General features: G+C 73.0%; 20 protein-coding genes. 14 read left to right on the plus strand and 6 right to left on the minus strand.

The genetic code is table 11. The features are described 5' to 3' along the window. Positions 1-6 precede the first annotated feature (6 nt). The 3 genes from AB0N29_RS14485 to AB0N29_RS14495 form a co-directional block, all read right to left on the minus strand. Entirely contained in the window at positions 7-972 is a 966-nt protein-coding gene (locus AB0N29_RS14485; RefSeq protein WP_364867731.1) for an SGNH/GDSL hydrolase family protein, read from the minus strand. 163 nt (positions 973-1,135) lie between these two features. Continuing rightward, entirely contained in the window at positions 1,136-1,771 is a 636-nt protein-coding gene (locus AB0N29_RS14490; protein ID WP_364867734.1) for a fasciclin domain-containing protein, read from the minus strand. 82 nt (positions 1,772-1,853) lie between these two features. Next, the gene (locus AB0N29_RS14495) at positions 1,854-3,089 is read right to left on the minus strand and encodes a helix-turn-helix domain-containing protein (RefSeq protein WP_364867736.1); all 1,236 of its coding nucleotides are present in this window, start codon (positions 3,087-3,089) and stop codon (positions 1,854-1,856) included. A gap of 131 nt (positions 3,090-3,220) precedes the next feature. On the opposite strand from AB0N29_RS14495, the gene AB0N29_RS14500 reads away from it, so the two are divergent. Continuing rightward, positions 3,221-4,351: a ferredoxin reductase gene (locus tag AB0N29_RS14500; RefSeq protein WP_364867738.1), complete on the plus strand. Its 1,131-nt coding sequence runs from the start codon at positions 3,221-3,223 to the stop codon at positions 4,349-4,351. 18 nt (positions 4,352-4,369) lie between these two features. Next, positions 4,370-5,626, plus strand: coding sequence for an acyl-CoA desaturase (locus AB0N29_RS14505; RefSeq protein ID WP_364867740.1), 1,257 nt, complete (start codon positions 4,370-4,372; stop codon positions 5,624-5,626). A gap of 15 nt (positions 5,627-5,641) precedes the next feature. On the opposite strand, the gene AB0N29_RS14510 is transcribed toward AB0N29_RS14505, so the two are convergent. Continuing rightward, positions 5,642-7,054 (minus strand): MmgE/PrpD family protein, encoded by a 1,413-nt coding sequence (locus AB0N29_RS14510; protein WP_364868052.1) that lies wholly within the window; start codon positions 7,052-7,054, stop codon positions 5,642-5,644. Positions 7,055-7,241: 187 nt separating this feature from the next. On the opposite strand from AB0N29_RS14510, the gene AB0N29_RS14515 reads away from it, so the two are divergent. The 4 genes from AB0N29_RS14515 to AB0N29_RS14530 are packed head-to-tail and all read left to right on the plus strand — an operon-like array spanning position 7,242 to position 12,173. Further along, positions 7,242-8,426 (plus strand): CoA transferase, encoded by a 1,185-nt coding sequence (locus AB0N29_RS14515; RefSeq protein WP_302271732.1) that lies wholly within the window; start codon positions 7,242-7,244, stop codon positions 8,424-8,426. Further along, the gene (locus tag AB0N29_RS14520; protein ID WP_302268563.1) at positions 8,423-9,244 is read left to right on the plus strand and encodes a cyclase family protein; all 822 of its coding nucleotides are present in this window, start codon (positions 8,423-8,425) and stop codon (positions 9,242-9,244) included. The genes AB0N29_RS14515 and AB0N29_RS14520 overlap by 4 nt, the downstream gene beginning before the upstream one ends. Further along, complete coding sequence (locus AB0N29_RS14525) at positions 9,241-10,692, plus strand: MmgE/PrpD family protein (protein WP_364867743.1); 1,452 nt, start codon at positions 9,241-9,243, stop codon at positions 10,690-10,692. Before AB0N29_RS14520 ends, AB0N29_RS14525 begins: the two co-directional genes overlap by 4 nt. Next, on the plus strand, positions 10,689-12,173 hold the full coding sequence (locus AB0N29_RS14530; RefSeq protein WP_300952453.1) for a dihydroorotase family protein: 1,485 nt from the start codon (positions 10,689-10,691) through the stop codon (positions 12,171-12,173). Before AB0N29_RS14525 ends, AB0N29_RS14530 begins: the two co-directional genes overlap by 4 nt. Positions 12,174-12,431: 258 nt before the next feature. On the opposite strand, the gene AB0N29_RS14535 is transcribed toward AB0N29_RS14530, so the two are convergent. Together AB0N29_RS14535 and AB0N29_RS14540 are read right to left on the minus strand one after the other, a co-directional pair. Beyond that, positions 12,432-13,280: a CoA ester lyase gene (locus AB0N29_RS14535; RefSeq protein ID WP_364867745.1), complete on the minus strand. Its 849-nt coding sequence runs from the start codon at positions 13,278-13,280 to the stop codon at positions 12,432-12,434. Between the two features lie 50 nt (positions 13,281-13,330). Next, positions 13,331-14,110: an IclR family transcriptional regulator gene (locus AB0N29_RS14540; protein WP_300952455.1), complete on the minus strand. Its 780-nt coding sequence runs from the start codon at positions 14,108-14,110 to the stop codon at positions 13,331-13,333. 245 nt (positions 14,111-14,355) lie between these two features. Here AB0N29_RS14540 and AB0N29_RS14545 point away from each other — a divergent pair, with 245 nt between their 5' ends. The 8 genes from AB0N29_RS14545 to AB0N29_RS14580 all read left to right on the plus strand — a co-directional run bounded on the left by AB0N29_RS14545 (position 14,356) and on the right by AB0N29_RS14580 (position 21,526). Beyond that, on the plus strand, positions 14,356-15,573 hold the full coding sequence (locus AB0N29_RS14545; protein ID WP_364867748.1) for an ABC transporter substrate-binding protein: 1,218 nt from the start codon (positions 14,356-14,358) through the stop codon (positions 15,571-15,573). A 111-nt stretch (positions 15,574-15,684) separates the two neighbouring features. Then, positions 15,685-16,698 carry a branched-chain amino acid ABC transporter permease gene (locus AB0N29_RS14550; RefSeq protein WP_300952457.1) on the plus strand — a complete coding sequence of 338 codons (1,014 nt, stop codon included), beginning with the start codon at positions 15,685-15,687 and terminating at the stop codon, positions 16,696-16,698. Next, entirely contained in the window at positions 16,695-17,744 is a 1,050-nt protein-coding gene (locus AB0N29_RS14555; RefSeq protein ID WP_300952458.1) for a branched-chain amino acid ABC transporter permease, read from the plus strand. Before AB0N29_RS14550 ends, AB0N29_RS14555 begins: the two co-directional genes overlap by 4 nt. Continuing rightward, positions 17,741-18,460, plus strand: coding sequence for an ABC transporter ATP-binding protein (locus AB0N29_RS14560; RefSeq protein WP_300952459.1), 720 nt, complete (start codon positions 17,741-17,743; stop codon positions 18,458-18,460). The genes AB0N29_RS14555 and AB0N29_RS14560 overlap by 4 nt, the downstream gene beginning before the upstream one ends. Beyond that, positions 18,460-19,161: an ABC transporter ATP-binding protein gene (locus AB0N29_RS14565; protein ID WP_364868055.1), complete on the plus strand. Its 702-nt coding sequence runs from the start codon at positions 18,460-18,462 to the stop codon at positions 19,159-19,161. The genes AB0N29_RS14560 and AB0N29_RS14565 overlap by 1 nt, the downstream gene beginning before the upstream one ends. Continuing rightward, positions 19,162-19,491 carry a muconolactone Delta-isomerase family protein gene (locus tag AB0N29_RS14570; RefSeq protein WP_364867751.1) on the plus strand — a complete coding sequence of 110 codons (330 nt, stop codon included), beginning with the start codon at positions 19,162-19,164 and terminating at the stop codon, positions 19,489-19,491. It begins immediately after the preceding gene. Further along, positions 19,491-20,135, plus strand: a complete 645-nt coding sequence (locus AB0N29_RS14575; RefSeq protein ID WP_364867753.1) for a hypothetical protein — start codon at positions 19,491-19,493, stop codon at positions 20,133-20,135. The genes AB0N29_RS14570 and AB0N29_RS14575 overlap by 1 nt, the downstream gene beginning before the upstream one ends. Continuing rightward, on the plus strand, positions 20,132-21,526 hold the full coding sequence (locus tag AB0N29_RS14580; protein ID WP_364867755.1) for an FAD-binding protein: 1,395 nt from the start codon (positions 20,132-20,134) through the stop codon (positions 21,524-21,526). The genes AB0N29_RS14575 and AB0N29_RS14580 overlap by 4 nt, the downstream gene beginning before the upstream one ends. Positions 21,527-21,548 lie beyond the last annotated feature (22 nt).

Below are 21,548 nucleotides of genomic sequence, written 5' to 3' on the forward strand. Positions count from 1 at the left end.
ACCGGGTCAGTCCTCGTCGTCGGCGAGCTTCTCCAGCACCAGGCCGGCGACGGCCTCCTGCTCGACCTTGAGCGGGTGGAAGGCCAGCGCGGTGGCGGCGCTGGTGGTGCGGCCGTTGATCCAGGGGTCGTCCGAGCAGACGTCGTGGCCGTCGCTGGCGGCGTAGAGGTCGACGTACGGCACGTCGGCGCGCTCGGCGGCCTCCTCCTGGACGTCGGCGAGCAGCTCGTTCATGGCCGCCGCGAAGGGGTAGTCGCCGGTGGCGAGCGGCAGCAGGTCGGGGCAGGTGTCGTCGGACGGCACGATCTCGGGGTAGCCGACCACGACGACCTCCGCCTCCGGGGCGCGGTTCCGGACCCCCTCGACGACGGCGACGAGCCGGTCGCCGACGGTGCGGATGTTCGAGCGCAGCTCCGCGACGCCGTCGCGGCCGAGGGTGGTGCGGCACGGCGAGCCGTCGGGGTCCTGCTGGGCGGCCTGCACGCAGGAGCCGGTCAGGGTGCTGTAGATGCCGAAGTCGTTGCCGCCGATGCCGATCGTCACCAGGCTCGTGTCGGGCTGCAGCGCCTGGAGCTGCGGCGGCACGGCCCCGCCCTGGAGCACCCGCTGGGCCCCGACGAGCGCGGCGGTGTCGGCGCCGGTGCAGCTGACGTCGGTCAGCCGGGCACCGAGCGCCTCGGCCACCTGGGCGGGGTAGTTCTGCGCGGAGCGCAGGCACGACTGGTCGCCCGTCGGGCCCGCGAGCGGAGCGGCGGTGAAGGAGTCGCCGATCGCGACGTACGTCGGGAAGCGGCCCGGCTCGGGGGTGGCGAGGGGGCTCGGCCCGTCTGTGCGCGGGATCGTCGAGGACGGGCTGACCGGCGAGGTGTCCGGGTCCGCGTCGTCGTCGCTGCAGCCGACGAGGGAGGCGGCGAGCAGGGGTGCGGTGAGCAGGGCGGCCAGCGTGCGGCGGGCCGTCGTGGGGAGGGTCACGGGTTCTCCAGCTGTCGCGGGAAGGACGGGGGGCCGGTGCCCGGACCGAGCAGTGCGGGAACGGTGCGCTCCGACACCCTGCCGCACGCGCAGGGGCCCCCGGCGTGGCCGGGGACCCCTGGGCGAGGCGGGTGGAGCGAGTGGTGCCGGTGGTGCCGGTGGATCAGAGGTCGACCGGACGCAGCACGCGGTCGATCGCGTGGCCGACCTGCTTGTTGCCCTTGTTGATGTCGAGGACGACGACCCGCGGGTTGCGGTCGTCCTTGTCGGCGTCGAGGAGGGTGACCTTGCCCTTGATCACGTGGACCTTGATGGAGCCGCCCTGGGCGGTGGCGACCTTGGAGCCCTCGGCGGCCAGCACCTTGTCGGAGGTCAGCGTCTTGCCGGCGACCACGTGGTAGAGCAGCACGGTCTCGATCGTGTCGACGCCGAGCTTGGCGACCTGCTTGAGCGTCTTGGCCTCGGTCTTCGGGGCGAAGCCCTTGAGGTCCTTCACCAGCAGGCGGAAGGCCTTGTCGGTGGGGATGAAGGCGGTGGCGCGCTTGCCGCCCTGGGTGAGCAGGCGGACCGGGCTGCCGGGCTTGGCGTCGAGGACGGCGAGGACGGCGGCCTCGGTGAGGTCGAAGTCCTTCCCGTTCTTGTCGAGCTTGGTGCCGTCGGCGGCGAGGACCTCCGCGAGGCTGGTGGTGCCGGGCTTCGCGGCCTTGGCGGGGGCGTCGGCGGCCTGGGCCGGGGCGCCGGCGACGGCGGTCGAGGTGGCCAGTACGGCGACGGCTGCTGCGGCGATGCGGTGCTTCATGGTTCTCCCTCTCGATGGTGTGTCGTGCTCCCTTGCCGAGGGGGTTCGGTGTCTTGTGCGAGCCGGATTGGTGAAATCTGTACTAATGCTCGGGGTCCCTCGCCGACCCGCCCGCCGACGTGTCCGAGGCCGGCTGGTCCGAGGGCTCCGCGACCCCCAGGGCGAGCGTCAGCCTGAGGACGGTCGCCGGGTCCTCCAGCCGGTCGCCGTAGAGGTCGCGCAGCTGACCGAGGCGGTAGCGGACCGTCTGGGGGTGCACGAAGAGGTCGGCCGCGACGTCCTCGCGCCGGCCCTGGTGCAGCAGCCAGGAGCGCAGCGTCTCCGTGAGCTTCTCCGCGGTCGCCGGTCGCACGTCGGCGAGCGGTGCCAGGGCCTGCGCCCGGAGGTCGGCGAGCGCCTCGGGGTCAGCGGTGAGGACCAGCTCGGGCAGGTGTGCCTCGGTGTCGTCGCGCAGCCCGAGCGCGTGGGCGCGACGGGCACGCAGGTAGGAGGTGCGTGCCTCGGCCCACGGCCGGGCGGGTCCGGCGACCGCGCCGCGGCCCCGCAGCGTCCGCAGCAGGGCCCCCCGCGCGCGGCCGTGCGCGTCCGGGACGAGCAGGACGTCGACGTCCTCGGCCCCGGGCAGCTCGCCGGCGTCGATGGTCGCCGCCGGGACGCTGCCGAGCACCGGACGCACCTGCGAGCGGGGCACCAGCACGGCGGTGAGGGTGGTCGGGAGGTTCCAGTCGGCCTTGTCGGCGGCGTCGACCACGGCGTCCTCGGGCGAGCCGTCGAGCAGGGCGCGCGCCAGCCGCTCGAGCATGCGCGCGCGGACCCGGCCGGTCGTCGCCAGCTCGTCGGTGTGGCCGGCGACGCTGGCGGCGGACAGCTCGTCGATGTAGGCGAAGACGAGCTCCGCGAACGCCGCGAGGGTCTCCCCGTCCAGCCCGGCCGCGACCGCCCGGCTCGACATCTCGCGCCAGGACACCCGCGCGCCGATGCGGTACGCCGCGAGCAGGGCGTCGGTGGTCCGCTCGCTGCGCGCCTCGCCGCGCCCGAGCTGGTAGGCGCCCTCCATCGCGGGCGCGGGCGTCCGCAGGTCCACGCCGCGGCGACCGGCGGCCAGGGTGAGGAAGCCGCCGAGCGCGAGCTGGACCGCGTTGCGGATCGTCTCGCCCATCGGCCCGTCGAAGGCCGCCTCGTAGCTCGGCACCTCCTCGACGATGGTCTGCACGACGTGCTCGGCGACCGCCGGCAGCTCGGCGCGCATGGCCGCGACCGCCTCGGCCGGGAGGCGCAGGGCTGCGGCGGGCAGCTGGCGCGGCTCGCGTCGTACCATCGGATCCTCCTGTGCCGGCTGCCTCTGTGCGGGCCGCACCGATGGCTTTTTGTCACCTGCGAACAACAAGTCTCGCCCGGTTCACGTCCCGCGGACAGGACTTTACTCCGCTGATCTAGCACAGTAGGTGCATGACCACCGCTGCCGAACCGTTTGCCGCGCCCCGCGGCCGTTCGCTCCGGAGCGTCCTGCGCCGCGTCGCGGAGTCCGCGGTCACCCCGCTGGAGCTCGACGACGTGCTCGACGTCTTCCACCCCCTGCGCTCGGGCGCCGAGCTGCGCGGCCGGATCGTCCAGGTCCTGCCGGAGACGCCCGAGTCCGCCACGATCGTGCTCAAGCCGGGCCGCGACTGGACCGGCCACGTGCCGGGGCAGTACGTCCGCGTCGGCGTCGACGTCGAGGGCGTGCGCCTGTGGCGCACCTACTCCCTGACTCACGGCCCGCGGCCCGACGGCTGCATCAGCATCACCGTCAAGGCGATCCCGGGCGGCGTGGTGAGCAACCACCTCGTCCACTCCGCGCGCAAGGGGCAGATGCTCCAGCTGGCGCAGGCCGAGGGCGAGTTCGTGCTGCCCCAGCCGCTGCCGGCCAAGCTGCTGCTCGTCACCGGCGGGTCGGGCATCACGCCGGTCATCGGCATGCTGCGCAACCTGCACTCCAAGGCCGTCGCGCCCGAGACCGACATCGTGCTCGTGCACGTCAACGCCACGGAGTCGGCCGCGATCTTCCGGGCCGAGCTGCGCGCGCTCGACGCGTCGGGCCGGATCCGCCTCGTCGAGCGCTTCGACGACCAGCACGGCCTGCTCGACGTCGCCGTGCTCGCCGAGCTCGTGCCCGACCTCGACGAGCGGCTCAGCTACGCCTGCGGCCCCGCGGGGCTGCTCGACGCGCTCGAGGAGCACCACGCCGCCCGCGGCCTGGACCTCACCACCGAGCGGTTCCGCCCCGTGGTCCTCGCACCGGCCGACGGCGAGGGCGGCGGCACGGTCACGCTGACCGGCACCGCCGGCGCCGGGACGACCCTCGAGGTCGACGGCACCACCCCGATCCTCGACGCCGCCGAGCAGGCCGGCGTCCTCATGCCCAGCGGCTGCCGGATGGGCATCTGCATGGCTTGCGTGCTGCCCATGCGCGAGGGCGCCGTGCGCGACCTGCGCAACGGCGCGCTGACCGTCGCGGTCCCCGGTGAGACCGGGCCGCAGGGCGTCCCCGTCCAGACCTGCATCAGCACCGCCGCCGGTGCCTGCTCCATCGACCACTGACGACGAAGGAGACACCCGATGACGACCATCACCCGCAAGCCCGAGAGCCCCATCGCCCACCTCACTCCCGAGGACATCGAGCAGATCGGCGTCGAGCTCGACGCGATCCGCCAGGAGGTCATCGACAGCCGGGGCGAGAGCGACGCGGCGTACATCCGGGGCATCGTCGACGTCCAGCGCAAGCTCGAGCTCGGCTCCCGGGCCGTCCTGCTCGTCAGCGTGCTGCCCCCGGCCTGGATCGCCGGCACCATCGGCCTCTCGATCGCCAAGATCCTCGAGAACATGGAGATCGGCCACAACGTCATGCACGGCCAGTGGGACTGGATGCGCGACCCGAAGATCCACTCCACCACCTGGGAGTGGGACAACGCCTCCACCGCCGACGGCTGGAAGCACTCCCACAACGAGGTCCACCACACCTACACGAACATCGTGGGCAAGGACAACGACCTCGGCTACGGCATCATGCGGGTCGACGAGGACCAGCGCTGGTACCCGATGTACCTGGGCCAGCCGCTGTGGAACTTCATCAACGCCTGCTTCTTCGAGTACGGCATCGCCGCCTACGACCTCGAGCTGGGCAAGAACCTGTCGGTGCCGAAGGAGAAGCGCAGCGAGACGTTCAAGAAGAACGCCCGCAACACCCTGCGCAAGATCCGCAAGCAGGCCACCAAGGACTACGTCGTCAACCCCGGCCTCGCCATCCCGACCGGGTCCTTCCTGCCGACCCTGGCCGCGAACTTCACCGCCAACCTGGTCCGCAACCTCTGGTCGCACTCGGTGATCATGTGCGGCCACTTCCCCGAGGGCGTCGAGACCTTCGAGAAGGCCTCGATCCCCGAGAACGAGACCCGCGGCGAGTGGTATGTCCGCCAGATGCTCGGCTCGGCCAACATCTCCGGCTCGAAGTTCATGCACCTGATGACCGGCAACCTCTCGCACCAGATCGAGCACCACCTCTTCCCCGACCTGCCCTCGAACCGGTACGCCGAGGTCGCGCCGCGGGTCAAGGCGCTGTTCGAGAAGTACGACCTGAACTACCACGAGGCCTCCCTGCCCGCGCAGGTCGGCAGCGCCTGGCACAAGGTCGTCCGGCTCTCGCTGCCCAACGGGTGGCTGGCCACGACCAACCGCTCGAACGCCCCCCAGCAGCTCGCGCTGCTGTGGAAGATGACGACCGGCGACCGCAGGACCCGCCGCGCCGCCCAGGCCCGCCTCGACCAGCTGGCCCGCCGCCAGGGCGGCGAGCGGACCGAGGTCGCCGCCGCGGCCTGAGCCTGCGACGGCGCGTCAGGTCGCGCCGACGTACGGCAGCGCGGCGTACGCCGCGACGACGTCAGGGGCGTCGACGAGTGCCCGGACACCGCCCAGCAGGTCGGCCGCCCGGGGCCCGTCGGCGTCCCTGCTCGCGTCGGTGGGGCGGTCCGGGCCCGCCGCCAGGAGCCGGTCGATCTTCGCGACCACGTCCGCCTCGCCCAGGGGGAAGTGGGCCGTGTCCCCGATCGGGTCGGGCTGGGCGAGCGCGACGGTCCGTCCGTCGGCGAGCTCGACGACCACCTCGGTCACCCGCCGGCGGGGCAGGTGGGCGTCGAGGTCGGCGCGCACCTCGACCACCACCCGGTCGCTGAACGCCGCGGCGCGCTCGAACGCCGCCGTGCCGGGCTCCATCGTGCTCGGGTCGACGGCGTCGGCGGTGCAGGCCACGGCCACGACGAACGGCATCGAGAACATCGCGCCGAGCCGCGTGACCGGGTCGCGCTGGAGGAGCGGTCGGGCCAGGCCGTGGGTGGCGACGTGGACCGAGGCGACGTCGTCGCCCGACCAGCCGTCGGCGCGGCGCAGCGACTGCACGAGGTCGACCGCCGGGTGGGTGTAGGAGCAGGCGGCGTGCTGCTTGAGGTAGCCCTCGGCCACCAGCCACCGCTCGCCGAGGTCCTCGGCCAGCACCTCCGGGTCCAGCGTGCCGAGCAGGTCGAACGCCGCCGCGGCTCCGCCGCGGTTGACCGCCAGGCCGGCGCGGGCCAGCCGGGCGGCCAGCAGTCCGCCGACCGCGGCCTGCCCGAGCCACAGGTTGCGCGCGAAGTCGCCGGCGAGCACCGAGGTCCAGGGGGTGACGGTCATCAGGTCGGTGCTGACGTCGATCGCGGCGGCCAGCTGCTCGGCCGTGCAGCCGTGGACGACCGCGGCGGCGGCCGCCGCCCCGGTCACGCCCCAGTGGCCGTGCGTGTGCCATGCGGGGTCCCGGCGCAGGGCCCGGCCGAACCGCGCGGCGACCTCGTAGCCCACGGCGACGGCGGTCAGCAGCCGCTCCCCGGTGACCGGCGTGGGCGACTCGTGCGCGGCGGCCAGGGCGGCGGGCACCACGTGCGCGGCCGGGTGCCCGGCGGCGTGCTTGTTGCCCTCGTCGAGCTCCTGGGAGCAGGCGGCGGTGGCGAGCAGCCGCGCGGCGGTGTCGGGGTCCGTGCGCCGCTCGCAGCCGACGAGCGGGTGGGGTCCGGCCGGTGTCGGCCACACGTCCAGGAGGCGCCGGAGCTCGGGCGTCCGCATGCCGGCGACGGTGACCCCGAGGAGGTCGGTGAGCACCACCGGGAGGCGGTCGGCCACCGGTCGCACGTCCCCGTGCCGGTAGTCGTGCAACGTGCCGGCCAGGCGGTCGATCGCCGATCGCGTCTGTTCCGCCAGAAGGAACGCATCTGTCGTCATCACCCCGCGACGGTACGCCGGGCGCGGGGTTCCGGCAATGGGCGCTCGGGCTCGCGGCGGGCGGAAACTGGCGGGTGATCGTGAGTATTCGACCGGCAGAGTCTTCTGTTCCGGCGGGTGGTGTGGTTAGAGTGAGGCCCTGTCAGATGTTTCTGCAAGCGGAACGGATGGACGCGTGCCAGAGCCGATGCCCCTGGAGGGCCTGCGGGTCCTCGACGTCTCGACGATCCTGGCCGGCCCGCTGTGCTGCCAGATCCTGGGCGACTACGGCGCCGACGTCGTCAAGATCGAGCACCCCCGCCACGGCGACAACATGCGCGGTCACGGCCGCAGCAAGGACGGCGTCCCGCTGTGGTGGAAGGAGATCAGCCGCAACAAGCGGACGGTCGCCCTCGACCTCAAGCACCCCGACGGCGCCGCGGTCTTCCGCCGGCTCGCCGCGACCGCCGACGTCGTCGTCGAGAACTTCCGCCCGGGCACGCTCGAGCGCTGGGGGATCGGCCCCGACGTGCTCCAGGCCGACAACCCCGGGCTCGTGGTCGCCCGGCTGACCGGCTTCGGGCAGACCGGGCCGTACTCCTCGCGCGCCGGCTTCGGCACCCTCGCCGAGGCGATGAGCGGCTTCGCCGCCGCCACCGGTGAGCCGGACGGCCCGCCGACGCTGCCGGCGTTCGGCCTGGCCGACAGCATCTGCGGCATCGCCGCCTCCTCGGCCGTGCTCATGGCGCTGCGCCACCGCGACGCCACCGGCCGCGGGCAGGTCGTCGACCTCAGCATCCTCGAGCCGATCATGGCCGCCGTCGGCCCGGGGCCGACGGTCTACCAGCAGCTCGGCGAGGTGCCGCAGCGCCAGGGCAACCGGTCCACCAACAACGCCCCGCGCAACACCTACCGCACCGCCGACGACCGCTGGGTCGCGATCAGCACCAGCGCGCAGCGGATCGCCGAGCGGGTCATGGAGCTCGTGGGTCATCCCGAGGTCATCGACGAGCCGTGGTTCGCCACCGGCGCCGGTCGCGCCGAGCACGTCGACCTGCTCGACGAGATGGTGGGGGGCTGGATCGCCCAGCGCGACCGGGAGACGGTCCTCGACGCCTTCACCGAGGCCGGGGCCGCCATCGCGCCGGTCTACGACGCGCGCGACATCACCGAGGACCCCCACGTGCGGGAGACGGAGATGCTCGTCGAGGTCGACGACCCCGACCTCGGCCCGCTCCTGCAGCACAACGTGATGTGGCGGATGAGCGAGACGCCGGGCCGCATCCGGTTCACCGGCCGCGCGATCGGCGCCGACACCGACGAGGTGCTCGGCGAGGTCGGCCTGGACGCCGACGAGATCGCCACCCTGAAGAAGAAGGAGATCGTGCGATGACGGACGCCCTGCTCGGGGCCGTGCAGGCAGGCGTGGAGGTCGTCGACCTCGGTCGCCAGCTGCGCGTCGGCATGCCGCAGTCGCCCAACCACCCGGCGTTCTGGCACACCCTGCCGCGCCGCCACGGCGACATGGTGCGCTCCGACGGGAGCAGCGCCGCCAACGACATGATCACGACCGGCACCCACGTCGGCACCCACATCGACGCGCTCGCGCACGTGTCCTTCGACGGCAAGATGCACGGCGGCGTCGACGCCGTCGCGGCCGGCGTCGGGGGCAAGTACGAAGAGCTCGGCGTCCACACCATCGCCCCGATGGTCCGTCGCGGGGTGCTCCTCGACGTCGCCGGACACCTCGGTGTGGAGCACTGCGAGGGCGGCTACGAGATCACCGTGGCCGACCTGGAGGCCACCTCCGCCCGGCAGGGCGTCGAGGTCGGCGAGGGCGACGTGGTGCTGATCCGCAGCGGCTGGGGCTCACGCTTCGCCGAGGGTGCGCCGTACGTCGGCGGGCCCTCGGGCGTGCCCGGCGTCGGCGAGGCCGGTGCCCAGTGGCTCGCCGACCGGCGGGTGCACGCGGCGGGCGCCGACACCATCGCCTTCGAGCGGCTCGCCCCGGGTGGCGGGCACGCGCTGCTGCCGGCGCACCGGGTCCTCCTGGTCGAGGCGGGCATCTACATCGTCGAGGCGCTCGACCTCGAGGGTCTCGCCGCGACCGGCTGGGCGGAGTTCACCTTCGTCCTGGTGCCGCTCAACATCTACGGCGCCACCGGCTCGCCGGTGCGTCCGCTCGCGATCCGCTCGGCGGCGACGGCATGAGCGAGCGGACCCTCGCCCAGCAGCTCGGCGACTTCGCCGCGGCCACCGGCTACGACGACCTCCCGCAGGACGTCGTCGACAGCGTCCGCAAGCGCGTCCTCGACACGCTCGGCATCGCCGTGGCCGCCTCGACCCTGGAGACCAGCCGGGCCGCACGCTCCTGGGCCAGCTACCAGGGCGGCCGGCCGGTCGCGTCCGCGGTCGGCGTGCCGGAGCGGCTGCCCGCCGCGCTGGCGGCGTTCGTCAACGGGGTGCTCGCGCACTCCCTCGACTACGACGACACCCACCTGCCCTCGGTGCTGCACCCGAGCGCCACGGTCGTCCCGGCGGCCCTCGCGGCCGCCGAGCGGCACGGCGCCGACGGTCGGGAGCTGGTGCGCGCCACCGCGATCGGGCTGGAGGTCTGCGTCCGGCTGGGCATGGCGGGCTACGACGAGGCGGCCAAGAACTCCACCTTCTTCGAGCACGGCCAGCACGCCACCTCGATCTGCGGCGCGATGGGCGGGGCGGTCGCCGCGACCGTCCTGGCCGGCGGTGACGCCGACGCGGTCGTGGACGCGCTGGGCGTCGCGGCGTCGATGGCGTCGGGGATCATCGAGGCCAACCGCACCGGCGGCACCGTGAAGCGGATGCACTGCGGCTGGGCCGCCCACGCGGCGGTCTCGGCGGCCGAGCTGGTCGAGCACGGCTTCACCGGCCCGCCGACCGTCCTGGAGGGCCGCTTCGGCTTCTACCAGGCGTGGCTGCACGGGCAGTACGACGCCGCCGCGGTGACCGACGGCCTCGGCACCGACTGGGCGGTGCCGGGCATCTTCGTGAAGCCCTACCCGGCCAACCACTTCACCCACGCCGCGGTCGACGCGGCCGGCCGCCTCCGCGAGGCGGGGATCGGTCCCGACGACGTCGAGCGGCTCGTCCTCGGCGTGCCCGCGCCCAACCTGCGCACGATCGGGGAGCCGATCGACGTCAAGCGGGCCCCGGAGACCGGCTACATGGCGCAGTTCAGCGGGCCGTACGCCGTCGCGGTCGGCCTGCTCGGCGGCTCCGGCCTCGGGGCGGGCGTGGACGACTACACCGACGAGCTGGCCCGCGACCCGCAGCGCCGGGCGATCATGGCCAAGGTCGACGTGGTGCCGGACCAGCGCTGCACCGACATCTTCCCCCGGCAGTTCCCGGCGGTCCTCACCGCGCACCTGACCGACGGCCGCGAGGTCGTGCACGAGGTGCTGACGACCCGCGGCGGCCCCGAGCGGCCGCTGTCGTTCGAGGAGCTGACCGCGAAGTTCGACGCCAACGCGTCCCGGGTCCTGGAGGCGGCCGACGCGGCCGCCCTCGCGGAGGCCTGCCGGACGCTCGAGACCTGCACCGACCTGTCCGCCGTCCTCGCGCCCCTCACGCGCGTCGACGCCGGCGCCATGCGAGACAACGAGAAGGGTGACCGACCGTGAGCAACGCCAGCGAGACCTCGGGGTACGACCTCGTCATCAAGAACGCCCGGGTCGTCCGCCCCGGCCAGGAGCAGCCGGAGGACCTCGACGTCGCGGTCCGCGACGGCCGGTTCGCCGCGTTCGAGCCCTCCATCGACGCAGGTGGTGCCGAGGTCCTCGACGCCGGCGGGAAGCACCTCTTCCCGGGCGTCGTGGACGTGCACCAGCACTGGGGCATCTACAACGAGCTCGGCGAGGACGCCGACACCGAGAGCCGCGCGTCCGCGCAGGGCGGCGTGACCTCCGGGATCACCTACATCCGCACCGGCGCCTACTACATGAACCGCACCGGGCCCTACCGCGAGGTCTTCCCCGACATCCTGGCCGCGACCGACGGCCGGGCGTACGTCGACTACGCCTTCCACGTCGCCCCGATCCTCCAGGAGCACATCGAGGAGATCCCGATGATGATCGAGGAGCACGGCGTGCCGTCCTTCAAGATCTTCATGTTCTACGGCAGCCACGGGCTGCACGGGCGCTCCGCGGACCAGGGCTCGTTCCTGATGCTGCCCGAGGACGAGTCCTACGACCTCGCCCACTTCGAGTTCATCATGCGTGCGCTGCAGAAGGCCCGCGCGGACGAGCGCTTCGCCGAGGACCGCGACGCCATCTCCCTCTCGCTGCACTGCGAGACCGCCGAGATCATGCGCGCCTACACCAAGCTGGTCGAGCAGGAGGGCAAGCTCACCGGGCTCGAGGCGTACAGCGCCTCGCGTCCGCCGCACTCCGAGGGCCTGGCGATCACCATCGCCTCCTACCTCGCCCACGAGACCGAGCTGCCCACCATCAACCTGCTCCACCTCACCTCGCGCAAGGCGATCGAGGCGGCGATGATGATGCAGCAGACCTTCCCGCACATCGACTTCCGCCGCGAGGTCACCGTCGGCCACCTGGTCGCCAACTACAACACCGCCTCGCTCGGCGGCAAGGTGAACCCGCCGCTGCGTTCCCCCGAGGACGTCGACTCCCTGTGGGAGCACGTGCTCGCCGGCAACTTCTCGTGGGTCACCTCCGACCACGCGTGCTGCCGCGAGGAGACGAAGTTCGGGGAGCCCAAGGAGGACGTGTTCCTCGCGAAGTCCGGGTTCGGCGGCACCGAGTACCTCCTGCCCGCGCTGGTCACCGAGGGCCGTCGCCGCGGCCTGTCGTACACCCGCATCGCCGAGCTCGTCTCCCGCAACCCCGCGGAGCGCTTCGGCATGAAGGACAAGGGCGACCTGGCCGTCGGCAAGGACGCCGACTTCTGCCTGCTCGACGACGACGTCACCTACGAGGTGCACGCCGAGGACTCCCTCTCCACCCAGGAGTACACCCCCTTCGAGGGGTTCGAGCTGACCGCCAAGGTGACCGACACCTACCTCCGCGGCGAGGCCGTCCTGCGCGACGGCGACATCGTCGGCTCCCCGCGCGGGCAGTTCGTCCGCCGCTCCGGCCGCCGCTGACCCACTCTCCAGGCCCGGGCTCCCGGAGGGGGTCCGGGCCTGGTGCTGTCCGCACGCCGCCGCTCGAGCGGCGCACCTGCACTGCCGGTCGAGCAGCGAGCCCGCACTGCTGGTCGAGCAGCGAGCCCTGGCGAGCGTCGTCGAGACCCCGCGACCGGACCCGGCTCCGCGACCACCACCGCCGGGCCCCACACCTCGCCGGAGCAACCGGCCGGCGGGGGACAGGCCCGTCCAGGTGCCTCGAAGCAGGAGGTCGGCTCAGCCGGCCCGCTCGGCGCGGGCCAGCACCTCCCGCGCCTCCCGGGCGACGGCGGCGTCGATGAGCCGGCCCCGCGCGTCGGTGGTCACGCCGCCCTCGGCCGCGTCGAAGCGGGCGACGAGGTCGCGGGCGTCGGCGACCTTCTCGGGCGTGGGGGTGAGGACGTCGTGGACGACCGGGACCTGGGCGGGGTGCACGGCGGTGCGGGACCGGAAGCCCAGGTCGACGAGGGCACGGGTCGACTCGGCGAACGCGTCGAGGTCCCGGAAGTCGGTGGACGTCGGGGCGACGGGCGCCTCGAGGCCTGCCGCAGCGCTGTGCACGACGACCTGCGTGCGCAGGTGGGTGACCGCCGCGTCGGTGGCCGGACCGCGCGACATCCGCAGGTCGCCGAGCAGGTCGACCTCGCCGATCCCGAAGGCGGTGAGCCGCTCCTCGGCCGCGGACTCGGCGAGGGACAGCAGTCCCTCGGCGCTCTCGACGAGCCCGACCACGCGGACCGACCCCGGGACGAGCCCGCGCTCGGGCTCCAGGCGGGCCAGCAGTGCGGCGACCGTCCGGACCGCGGCCGGGGTGACGGTCGCGAGCAGGAGGCCGTCGAGACCCTGGCGGACCGCCGCGTCGAGGTCGTCCTCCAGCGCGGTCGGGCTGACCCGGACCCACGTCTCGCCCGAGCCCGCCGCGGACGCCCCCAGCCAGTCGCGTACGGCGCCGCGCGCGGCGGCCTTCTCGGACAGCGGCACCGCGTCCTCGAGGTCGAGCACGACCGCGTCGGCGGGACCGGCCGCGGCCTTGGGGAACAGGTCGGGCCGGTTGCCGGGGACGTACAGGAACGAGCGGGGGAGCATGGCGGGTCCTTCCGGGTGCCGGGCCGGCCCAGGACCGGCCGGCGCGGTGGCTAGCTAGGGGAGAGCCGGGCGGTGATGTCGCGGGCGGCCTGCACGACGAGACGGGTGTGCTCCTCGTCGGTCTCGGCGTAGCGGAAGACCGGGCCCGAGGAGCTGACCGAGCCGGCGACGTTCCCGGCGGAGTCGAAGAAGGGTGCCGCGATCGAGGCGGCCCCCGTCCCGCGCTCGTTGAGGGACACGGCGTACCCCTGCTCCCGGATCCGTGCGAGATCGGCCCGGTAGGCCTCGACGTCGAGGTCGGGCCGTGCCGCCTGCAGCTGGCCGACGGCCTCCCCGACGAACGACTCCGGCAGGTGGGCCAGGATCGCGCGGCTCGAGGCGCCGGAGTGCAGCGGGAACCGCGGGCCGATCTCCACGACCATCTTGATCTCCTGCGGGCTCTCGATCTGGTCGAGGTAGATCCGCTGGTTCCCGACCAGCACCGACAGCGTGGTCGTCTCGCGGGTCTGGTCGCGCAGCCGGCGCAGCACGGGCGAGGCGACCGAGCGGACGTCGAGCTGGCTCCAGGCGCGGGCGGCGAGGCCCGCGGCCGCAGGGCCCAGGACGTACGCCGAGCCGCCGGGGAGGGGCTGCACCAGGGAGCGCGACGCGAGCGACTGCAGGATGCGGTGGACCACGGCCTTGCTGAGCTCGAGGGAGCGGGCGATGCGGGAGACGCCCAGGGCGTCGTCGGAGCGGGCGAAGAGCAGCAGCACGTCCGCGACCCGGTCGGCCGCCTCCGTCCCGCCGGGTGTCTCCCGCGGAACGGATCCGCTGATCCCTGCGCCCATGCCACATCTCCGTTTCCAGGTTGTTTCGCCTAGCGGAACTGTATCGGTCGGCGTGCTTTGCCGTCGAGCCCCTAGAAATCACAATGAGATCCGTGCCATACTCGCCGAATCCCGCAACTTGCCCCATCCGTGGCGTCCCGGGCGCCTGGAGTCGCACCGCTCAGCGGAACGGCCAGAAAGCATCGGTCGTTCCTTCTGACGGAACACACCCACTGTGCCTTGGCACGAAAGGTTGGTCCAGCACGATGAAGAAGGTCTCACTCGCGGCGGTGCTCGCCGCAGGCACCGTGGCGCTCGCCGCCTGCGGATCCGGCTCCTCCGGCAGTGGCTCCGACGGCGACATCATGATCGGCTCGGTCCACCCGCTGACGGGCGCGCTGGCCGGCGTCGGCGCGCTGATGAACGACGGCGCGAAGCTCGCGGTCGAGGACGTCAACGCCGACGGCGGCATCGAGTCGCTCGACGGCCGGAAGCTCACGCTGGGCGAGGGCGACAGCAAGGGCGCCGCGGACACCGGCCAGAGCGAGGCGCAGCGGCTCATCAGCGACGGCGCGGTCGCGCTGGTCGGCACCTACCAGAGCGACGTCACCGCGAACGTGTCCGCCGTCGCGGAGCGCTCCCGGGTGCCGCTGGTGATCGACGTGGCCGTCGACGACTCGATCCTCGAGCAGGGCTACAAGAACACCTTCCGGATCCAGCCCGACGCCACGAGCATGGGCGCCGACGGTGCGGACGACCTGATCGCGCTGGCCGAGGCCAACGGCAAGCCGGTCAAGACCGTCTCCTACATCCACATCGAGGGTGCCTTCGGGCAGAGCGTCTTCGACGCCTTCAAGGAGCGGGCCGAGAGCCAGGGGGTGCAGGTCCTCAAGGAGGTCACCTACCCCGGCACGAACTTCACCGACGCGACCACCCAGGTCCGCGAGGCCGCCGCCGGCAACCCCGACGTCATCGTCGCGACCGGCTACTACCCCGACCAGCTCCTGGTCGCCCAGGCGGTCAAGGCGCTCGACCCCGACATCGACGCGCTGTACGGCGTCGCGAACGGCGCCTTCGACGACGGCTCCTTCCCGAACGACGCGGGTGCCGCGGGCGAGAACGTGCTCTCGGCCAACTACCACTACGGCGCCACGAACGACGAGGTCGCAGACATCCGCAAGCGCTTCGAGGCCGAGTTCGGCCGCCCGATGGAGACCGCCTCGGTGCTCTCCTACCAGGCCGTGATGGTCATCGCCCAGGCGCTGGAGGAGGCCGGGTCCGACGACCCGGAGGACGTCCGCGACGCGATCGCCGAGATCGAGGTCGAGGACCCGCTGCTCGCCTTCGACGGCCCGATCACCTTCGACGAGACCGGCCAGAACGAGAACGCGACGGTCATCGTGATGCAGACCAAGAAGGGCAAGGTCGAGCAGGTCTTCCCCGACGAGTTCACGACCTCCGAGCCGGTCTACCCGGCCAAGTGACCTCCGGGCCGGTGGCGGGGTGACCCGCCACCGGCCGGCAGGCGCGCGGCCCGCGGCCGCACCGCCGCAGCGACGTACCCCAGCCACGACTCCGCCACGAAACGGACGGCCATGACCGACACCACCACCTCCCCACCGGAGACCCAACCGGACGACGGGAAGACCCGCTCCGGTCGACCGAGCCTGCCGCTGCTGCCCCTGGGCATCGTCGGCGCGGTGGTGGTCGCGCTGCTCCTCGTCTACACCGTCGGGGGCAAGGACTCCGGACTGGTCACCCAGTCGATCGTCACCGGGCTGCTGCTCGGCGGCGTCTACGCCCTGGTCTCGGTGGGCCTCACCCTGATCTTCGGCGTGCTCGGCATCGTCAACTTCGCGCAGGGCGCGATGCTCACCTTGGCGATGTACCTCGTCTACCAGATGGTCGACGCGGGCGGCATCCCCGTGTACGTCGCGACGCTGCTCGCCATCCCGGTGATGTTCCTCTTCGGCGTCCTCGTCCAGGCCGCCCTGCTGAACAAGCTGACGATGGCCGACAACGAGGAAGGCCCGCTGCTGGTGACCCTCGGCCTGAGCCTGCTGATCGTCAACGTGCTGCTGATGATCTTCGGCGGTCGTCCGAAGCGGGTGCCGAGCTCGGTCGAGGGCTCCTTCGAGGTCCTCGACGCGATCGTGTCGTGGGAGCGGCTCATCGCCTTCGCGGGAGCGCTGCTGGTCGCCGGCGCGCTGACGCTGATCCTGCGCGGCACGTCGTTCGGCCTCTCGATCCGCGCGGTCTCGGCCAACACCCAGGGTGCGTCGCTGGTCGGCATCGACGTGCGCCGCATCTACGCGATGACCTTCGGCATCGGCTCGGCCTGCGTGGCCGTGGCCGGCGGCCTGATGGTGCCGTTCCTCAGCCTCACCCCGACCGTGGGCGAGCAGTTCACGATCCTCGCGTTCGTGATCGTCGTGCTCGGCGGCCTCGGCAGCGTCAAGGGAGCCGTGGTCGGCGGCCTGGTGATCGGGCTCGTCCAGACCGTCGGGGCGCTCTACCTGCCGGGGACGGGGTCGCTGATCCTCGTCTTCGCGGTCTTCGTCCTCGTCCTGTTCTTCCGTCCGCAAGGGATCTTCGGAGTGAAGCAATGACCGCCCTCACCACCGAGCGCGCACCCAGCGTGAGCTCGGACGACCCGCGGCTGAAGGACCGGTCGACCGCGCGCACCTACCTCGCGCTGGTCGTGCTCCTCGCCGTCGCCGCCGTCCTGCCGTTCGTGCTGGACGAGCAGACCGAGACCGTCGCCGTGCGCACGCTGATCTTCGCGATCATGGCCGTCGGCTGGAACCTGATGAGCGGCTACGGCGGCATGTTCAGCTTCGGCCACGCCGCGTTCTTCGGCATCGGCGCCTACACCGACGCCTATCTCCTGGTCGAGCACGGCATCTCGCCGTGGATCGCGATGGTGGTCGGCGCCTCGATCTCCGCCGCGGCCGGCACGCTGATCGCCTTCCTCTGCCTGCGCTACCGGCTGGCCGGCGCGTACTTCGCCCTGGCGACCTTCGCCTTCGCGCAGGTCTTCCTCCTCGTGGTGCAGAACCTCGACTTCCTGCGTCGCACCGAGGGCTTCAACGTCCCGCTGCTGACCGAGAACTCCTGGTGGATGCTGCAGTTCGAGCAGGGCAGCCACTTCTACTACTGGATCCCGCTGGCGATCCTCGGCGCCGGTCTGCTCGGGACGGTCGCGTACGTCAACTCCCGCTCGGGGCAGTACGTCCAGGCGGTCCGCGACGACGAGGTGGCCGCTGCCTCGCTCGGCATCAACGTGATGCGGGTGCGGCTCGTCGCGGTGGCGATCAGCTGCGCGTTCACCTCGCTCGCCGGGGCGTTCTACACGCAGTACTACTTCTTCGTGGGCCCGGAGCAGGCGTTCGGCTCGGCGGTCTCGGTCAACGCCATCGTGCCCGCGGTCATCGGCGGCATCGGCACGGTCTTCGGCCCGGTCGTCGGCGCGATGGTCGTCGGCCCGCTCTCGGAGTGGATCGCGACCGTGCTGCGCGAGCCCCCGCCGTTCCTGGAGTTCCTCCAGGGCGTCACGGGCCTCGACGTCGCCGTCTACGCCGCACTGCTCATCCTGATCGTGCTGTTCATGCCCAAGGGCATCTACGGCACCCTGCGTGATCGGTTCCGCTCATGAGCCTCCTCCAGGTCGAAGACCTCACCAAGTCCTTCGCCGGCCTGACCGCCGTCGACTCCGTCGACGTCACCGTCGCGGACCGCGAGTTCCTCGGGATCATCGGTCCCAACGGCGCCGGCAAGACCACGCTGTTCTCCCTGCTCGCCGGGCAGCTCCCGCCGACCCGCGGCCGGGTGGTCTTCGACGGGCGGGACATCACCGGCTGGTCGCCCGCGAAGGTCGCGGACGCCGGGCTCGTCCGTACCTTCCAGCTGATGCGGCCCTTCGAGTCGATGAGCGTGCTCGACAACGTCGCGATCGCCGCCCACCACCGGCACCGCTCGCGCAAGGCCGCCCGGCGGCACGCGCTCGAGGTGATCGACCGGGTCCAGCTCGACCGCTACGTGCACAGCCCGTCCGGCAGCCTGCCGACCGCCGGGCTCAAGCGGCTGGAGCTGGCCCGCGCGCTGGCCCTCGAGCCGCGCCTGCTGCTGCTCGACGAGGTGCTGGCCGGGCTGGTCCCCGCCGAGCGGGCGCCGATCATCGAGCTGCTGCGCGAGATCCACGCCGACGGCGTCACGGTCATGTTCGTCGAGCACATCATGGCGGCGGTCATGGCGCTGTCCGAGCGCCTGCTGGTCATGGCCGAGGGCCGCGAGCTCGCGCTCGGCGACCCCCAGCAGGTCATCGCCGACCCCCGCGTCATCGAGGCCTACCTCGGAGAGGACTACGCATGATCCTGGAGCTGCAGGACCTGCACGCCGGCTACCGGCGGCTGGAGATCCTCCACGGCCTGTCGATGCACGTGGACCGGGGCGAGATCGTCTCGCTGATCGGCGCGAACGGCGCCGGCAAGACCACCACCCTGCGGGCGATCCACGGGCTGGTCGCGACGACCGGCGGCCGGATCGTCTTCGACGGCCACGAGGTGCAGAAGATGCGGGCGCACCAGATCGTGCGCTCCGGCCTCGTCCACGTCTCCCAGGACCGGGCGCTCTTCGGCGACCTCCAGGTGGTCGAGAACCTCGAGATGGGCGCCTACACCCAGTCCCGGTCCACGGTCCGCTCGTCCCTCGACGAGGTCTACGAGCTCTTCCCGATCCTCGCCGAGCGGCGCACGCAGCGGGCCGACACCATGTCCGGCGGCCAGCAGCAGATGCTCGCGATCGGCCGCGCGATGATGGCGCGACCCACGTGCCTGACGCTCGACGAGCCCTCCGTCGGGCTCGCGCCCAACCTCGTGGCGCAGGTGCTCGAGGCGATCAAGCGGATCCGCGACACCGGCGTGACCGTGCTGATCGTGGAGCAGAACGCCTCCCAGGCGCTGGCCATCTCCGACCGCGCGTACGTCATCGAGAGCGGGTCGATCGTGCTCGAGGGGACCGGCTCGGAGCTGGCCGACGACCCTCGCGTGCGCGAGGCCTACCTGGGGGTCTGAGTGGCCGAGTTCCTGGTCCACATCGAGATCGTCTGGCCCCCCGACGCCCCGGTCGAGCAGCGCGAGGAGATCTTCGCGCGCGAGCTCGAGCAGGGGCAGCGGCTGGCGCACGCCGGCCAGCTGCGGCGCCTGTGGCGGGTGCCGGGCCGCTGGGCGAACTGGAGCCTGTACGACGTCGCCGACGCCACCGAGCTGCACGCGGCGCTGACGTCGCTGCCGCTCCACCCGTGGATGGACATCGAGGTGCACGCGCTCGCCGAGCACCCCAACGACCCCCGCGCGCTGGGCATCGAGCCCGCCGCGCCGCGCCCGGAGGAGGGCGCTCGCTGATGCGGATCCTGGCCATCACCCCCATCGTCATCGACGACGCCGAGCTCGCGCGTCGCCAGCAGCGCTACGACGAGCTCGCCCCCGAGGGCGTCACCGTCGTGCTCGAGCACCTCGGCGACGGGGCCGGCCTGCCGCGCGCCCTCGAGACCGCCGACGACGTCCGTGCCAGCGAGCTGGCGCTGCTGGAGCGGTACCGCGCCGTGGACCCGGACGGCTGGCACGGCTTCCTGCCCGACTGCGTGCTCGACCCGGTCAGCGGGCTGGACCACGACCTCCCGCGGCCGGTCTTCGGGATCGGTCACCTCGCCTCGGCGTTCGTCGCGGGCCAGGGCGCCAGCCTCGGTGCGGTGGCCCGCAACGAGGCGATCGCCACCGAGCTGGACCGCAAGCTCGCGGAGTACGACGTGGTGCCGGTCGGTCCGACCACCGTCCTGGACCTCTCGGTCGAGGACATCGCCGACGACGCGACGTGGGCGGCTGCGGTGACCGACCGCGCCGGCGACCTCGACTGCGACTTCGTGCTCAACGCCTGCTCGGCCGTCGACGTCGCCCCCCAGGAGCGAGCGCCGTACCTGCTCGACCCCACGCGGACCGCCCTCGCGATGCTCGGGCTCCGAGCCCAGGCGACGGGAGCGACCCGGTGAGCACCCCGACGAGCGCCCCGCAGGACGTCGAGACCGAGGGCCCGGACCTCGTCGTCGCCGGCGCCGGCGGCGGGCTCGTGGCCGCGCTCCGCGCCGCCCAGCTCGGGCTGTCGGTGCTGGTCGTCGAGCGCAACGAGCACTTCGCGAAGGCCAACAACACCGCGATGTCGACGGCGATGGTCCCCGGCGCCGGCTCTCGGTGGCAGCGCGAGGCCGGGGTGGAGGACTCCCCGGAGCGGTTCGTCGCGGACGTGCTCGCCAAGACCGGCGGCACGGCCGACGAGCGGCTCGCGCGGGCCCTGGCTGAGGTCAGCGGCCGCCTGGTCGAGTGGCTCGCCGACGAGGCCGGCCTGCCGCTCTCGCTGGTGACCGACTTCTCCTACCCCGGCCACTCGAGCCTCCGTTGCCACACGGTGCCCGGACGCTCCGGCGAGGCCATGCTCGGCGGCCTCGTGCGCGCGGTCCGCGAGCACGACCTGATCGACCTGCTGGTCCCCGCCCGGCTCGTCGACGTCGTCGTCGACCCCGAGGACGGCGGCGTCCGCGAGGTCGTCGTGGAGTCCCCCCACGGCCAGGAGCGGATCCCCACCCGCGCGGTGCTGCTCGCCACCAACGGCTACGCCGCGGACCGCGAGCTCGTCGCGCGGCACCTCCCGGAGATCGCGACGGCGACGTACCACGGCAGCGAGGGGTCGACCGGCGACGCGCTCCGCCTCGGCGAGCGCCTCGGCGCGGCCACGGCGTACCTCGACGCCTACCAGGGCCACGCCGCGCTCACCCCCGCCGCGACCCTCGCCGGCTGGGCGACGGTCATGCACGGCGGCGTGGTCGTCGACGTCGAGGGGCGCCGGTTCGGCGACGAGACGACCGGCTACTCCGAGTACGCCGCGCGGCTGGGCGCGCAGCCCGGTGCCCGCGGCTGGATCGTGCTCGACGAGCGGATCCACGAGGCCTGCCTGGTCTTCGACGACTACCGGGCGACCGTCGACGCCGGTGCCGTCCGGGAGGCGGCCGACGTCGAGGCGCTGGCCGCCGTGGTCGGCTGCGACGCGGGCGAGCTGGCGCGCACCCTCGACGCCGCCCGGGACAGCGCCGAGCGGCGCGCCGGGGACGCGTTCGGCCGGACCGCCTGGGAGGCGCCGCTGCAGGCGCCGTACCGCGCGGTGCCGGTGCAGCCGGCGCTCTTCCACAGCCAGGGCGGCCTCGTCGTCGACGAGCACGCCCGGGTCCTGACCGAGGCAGGTACGCCGGTGCCGGGGCTGTACGCCGCCGGGGGCGCCGCCGCGGGCATCTCCGGGCACGGCGCGGCCGGCTACCTCGCGGGCAACGGCCTGCTGCCGGCGCTCGGGCTCTCGCTGCTCGCCGCGGAGGACGTCGCCGCGTCCGCCTGAGGGCCGGCCTGCCGGCGTGCGG

Origin of the sequence: Nocardioides sp. NPDC092400, assembly GCF_040684155.1 — a bacterium.
Taxonomy (GTDB): Bacteria; Actinomycetota; Actinomycetes; order Propionibacteriales; family Nocardioidaceae; genus Nocardioides.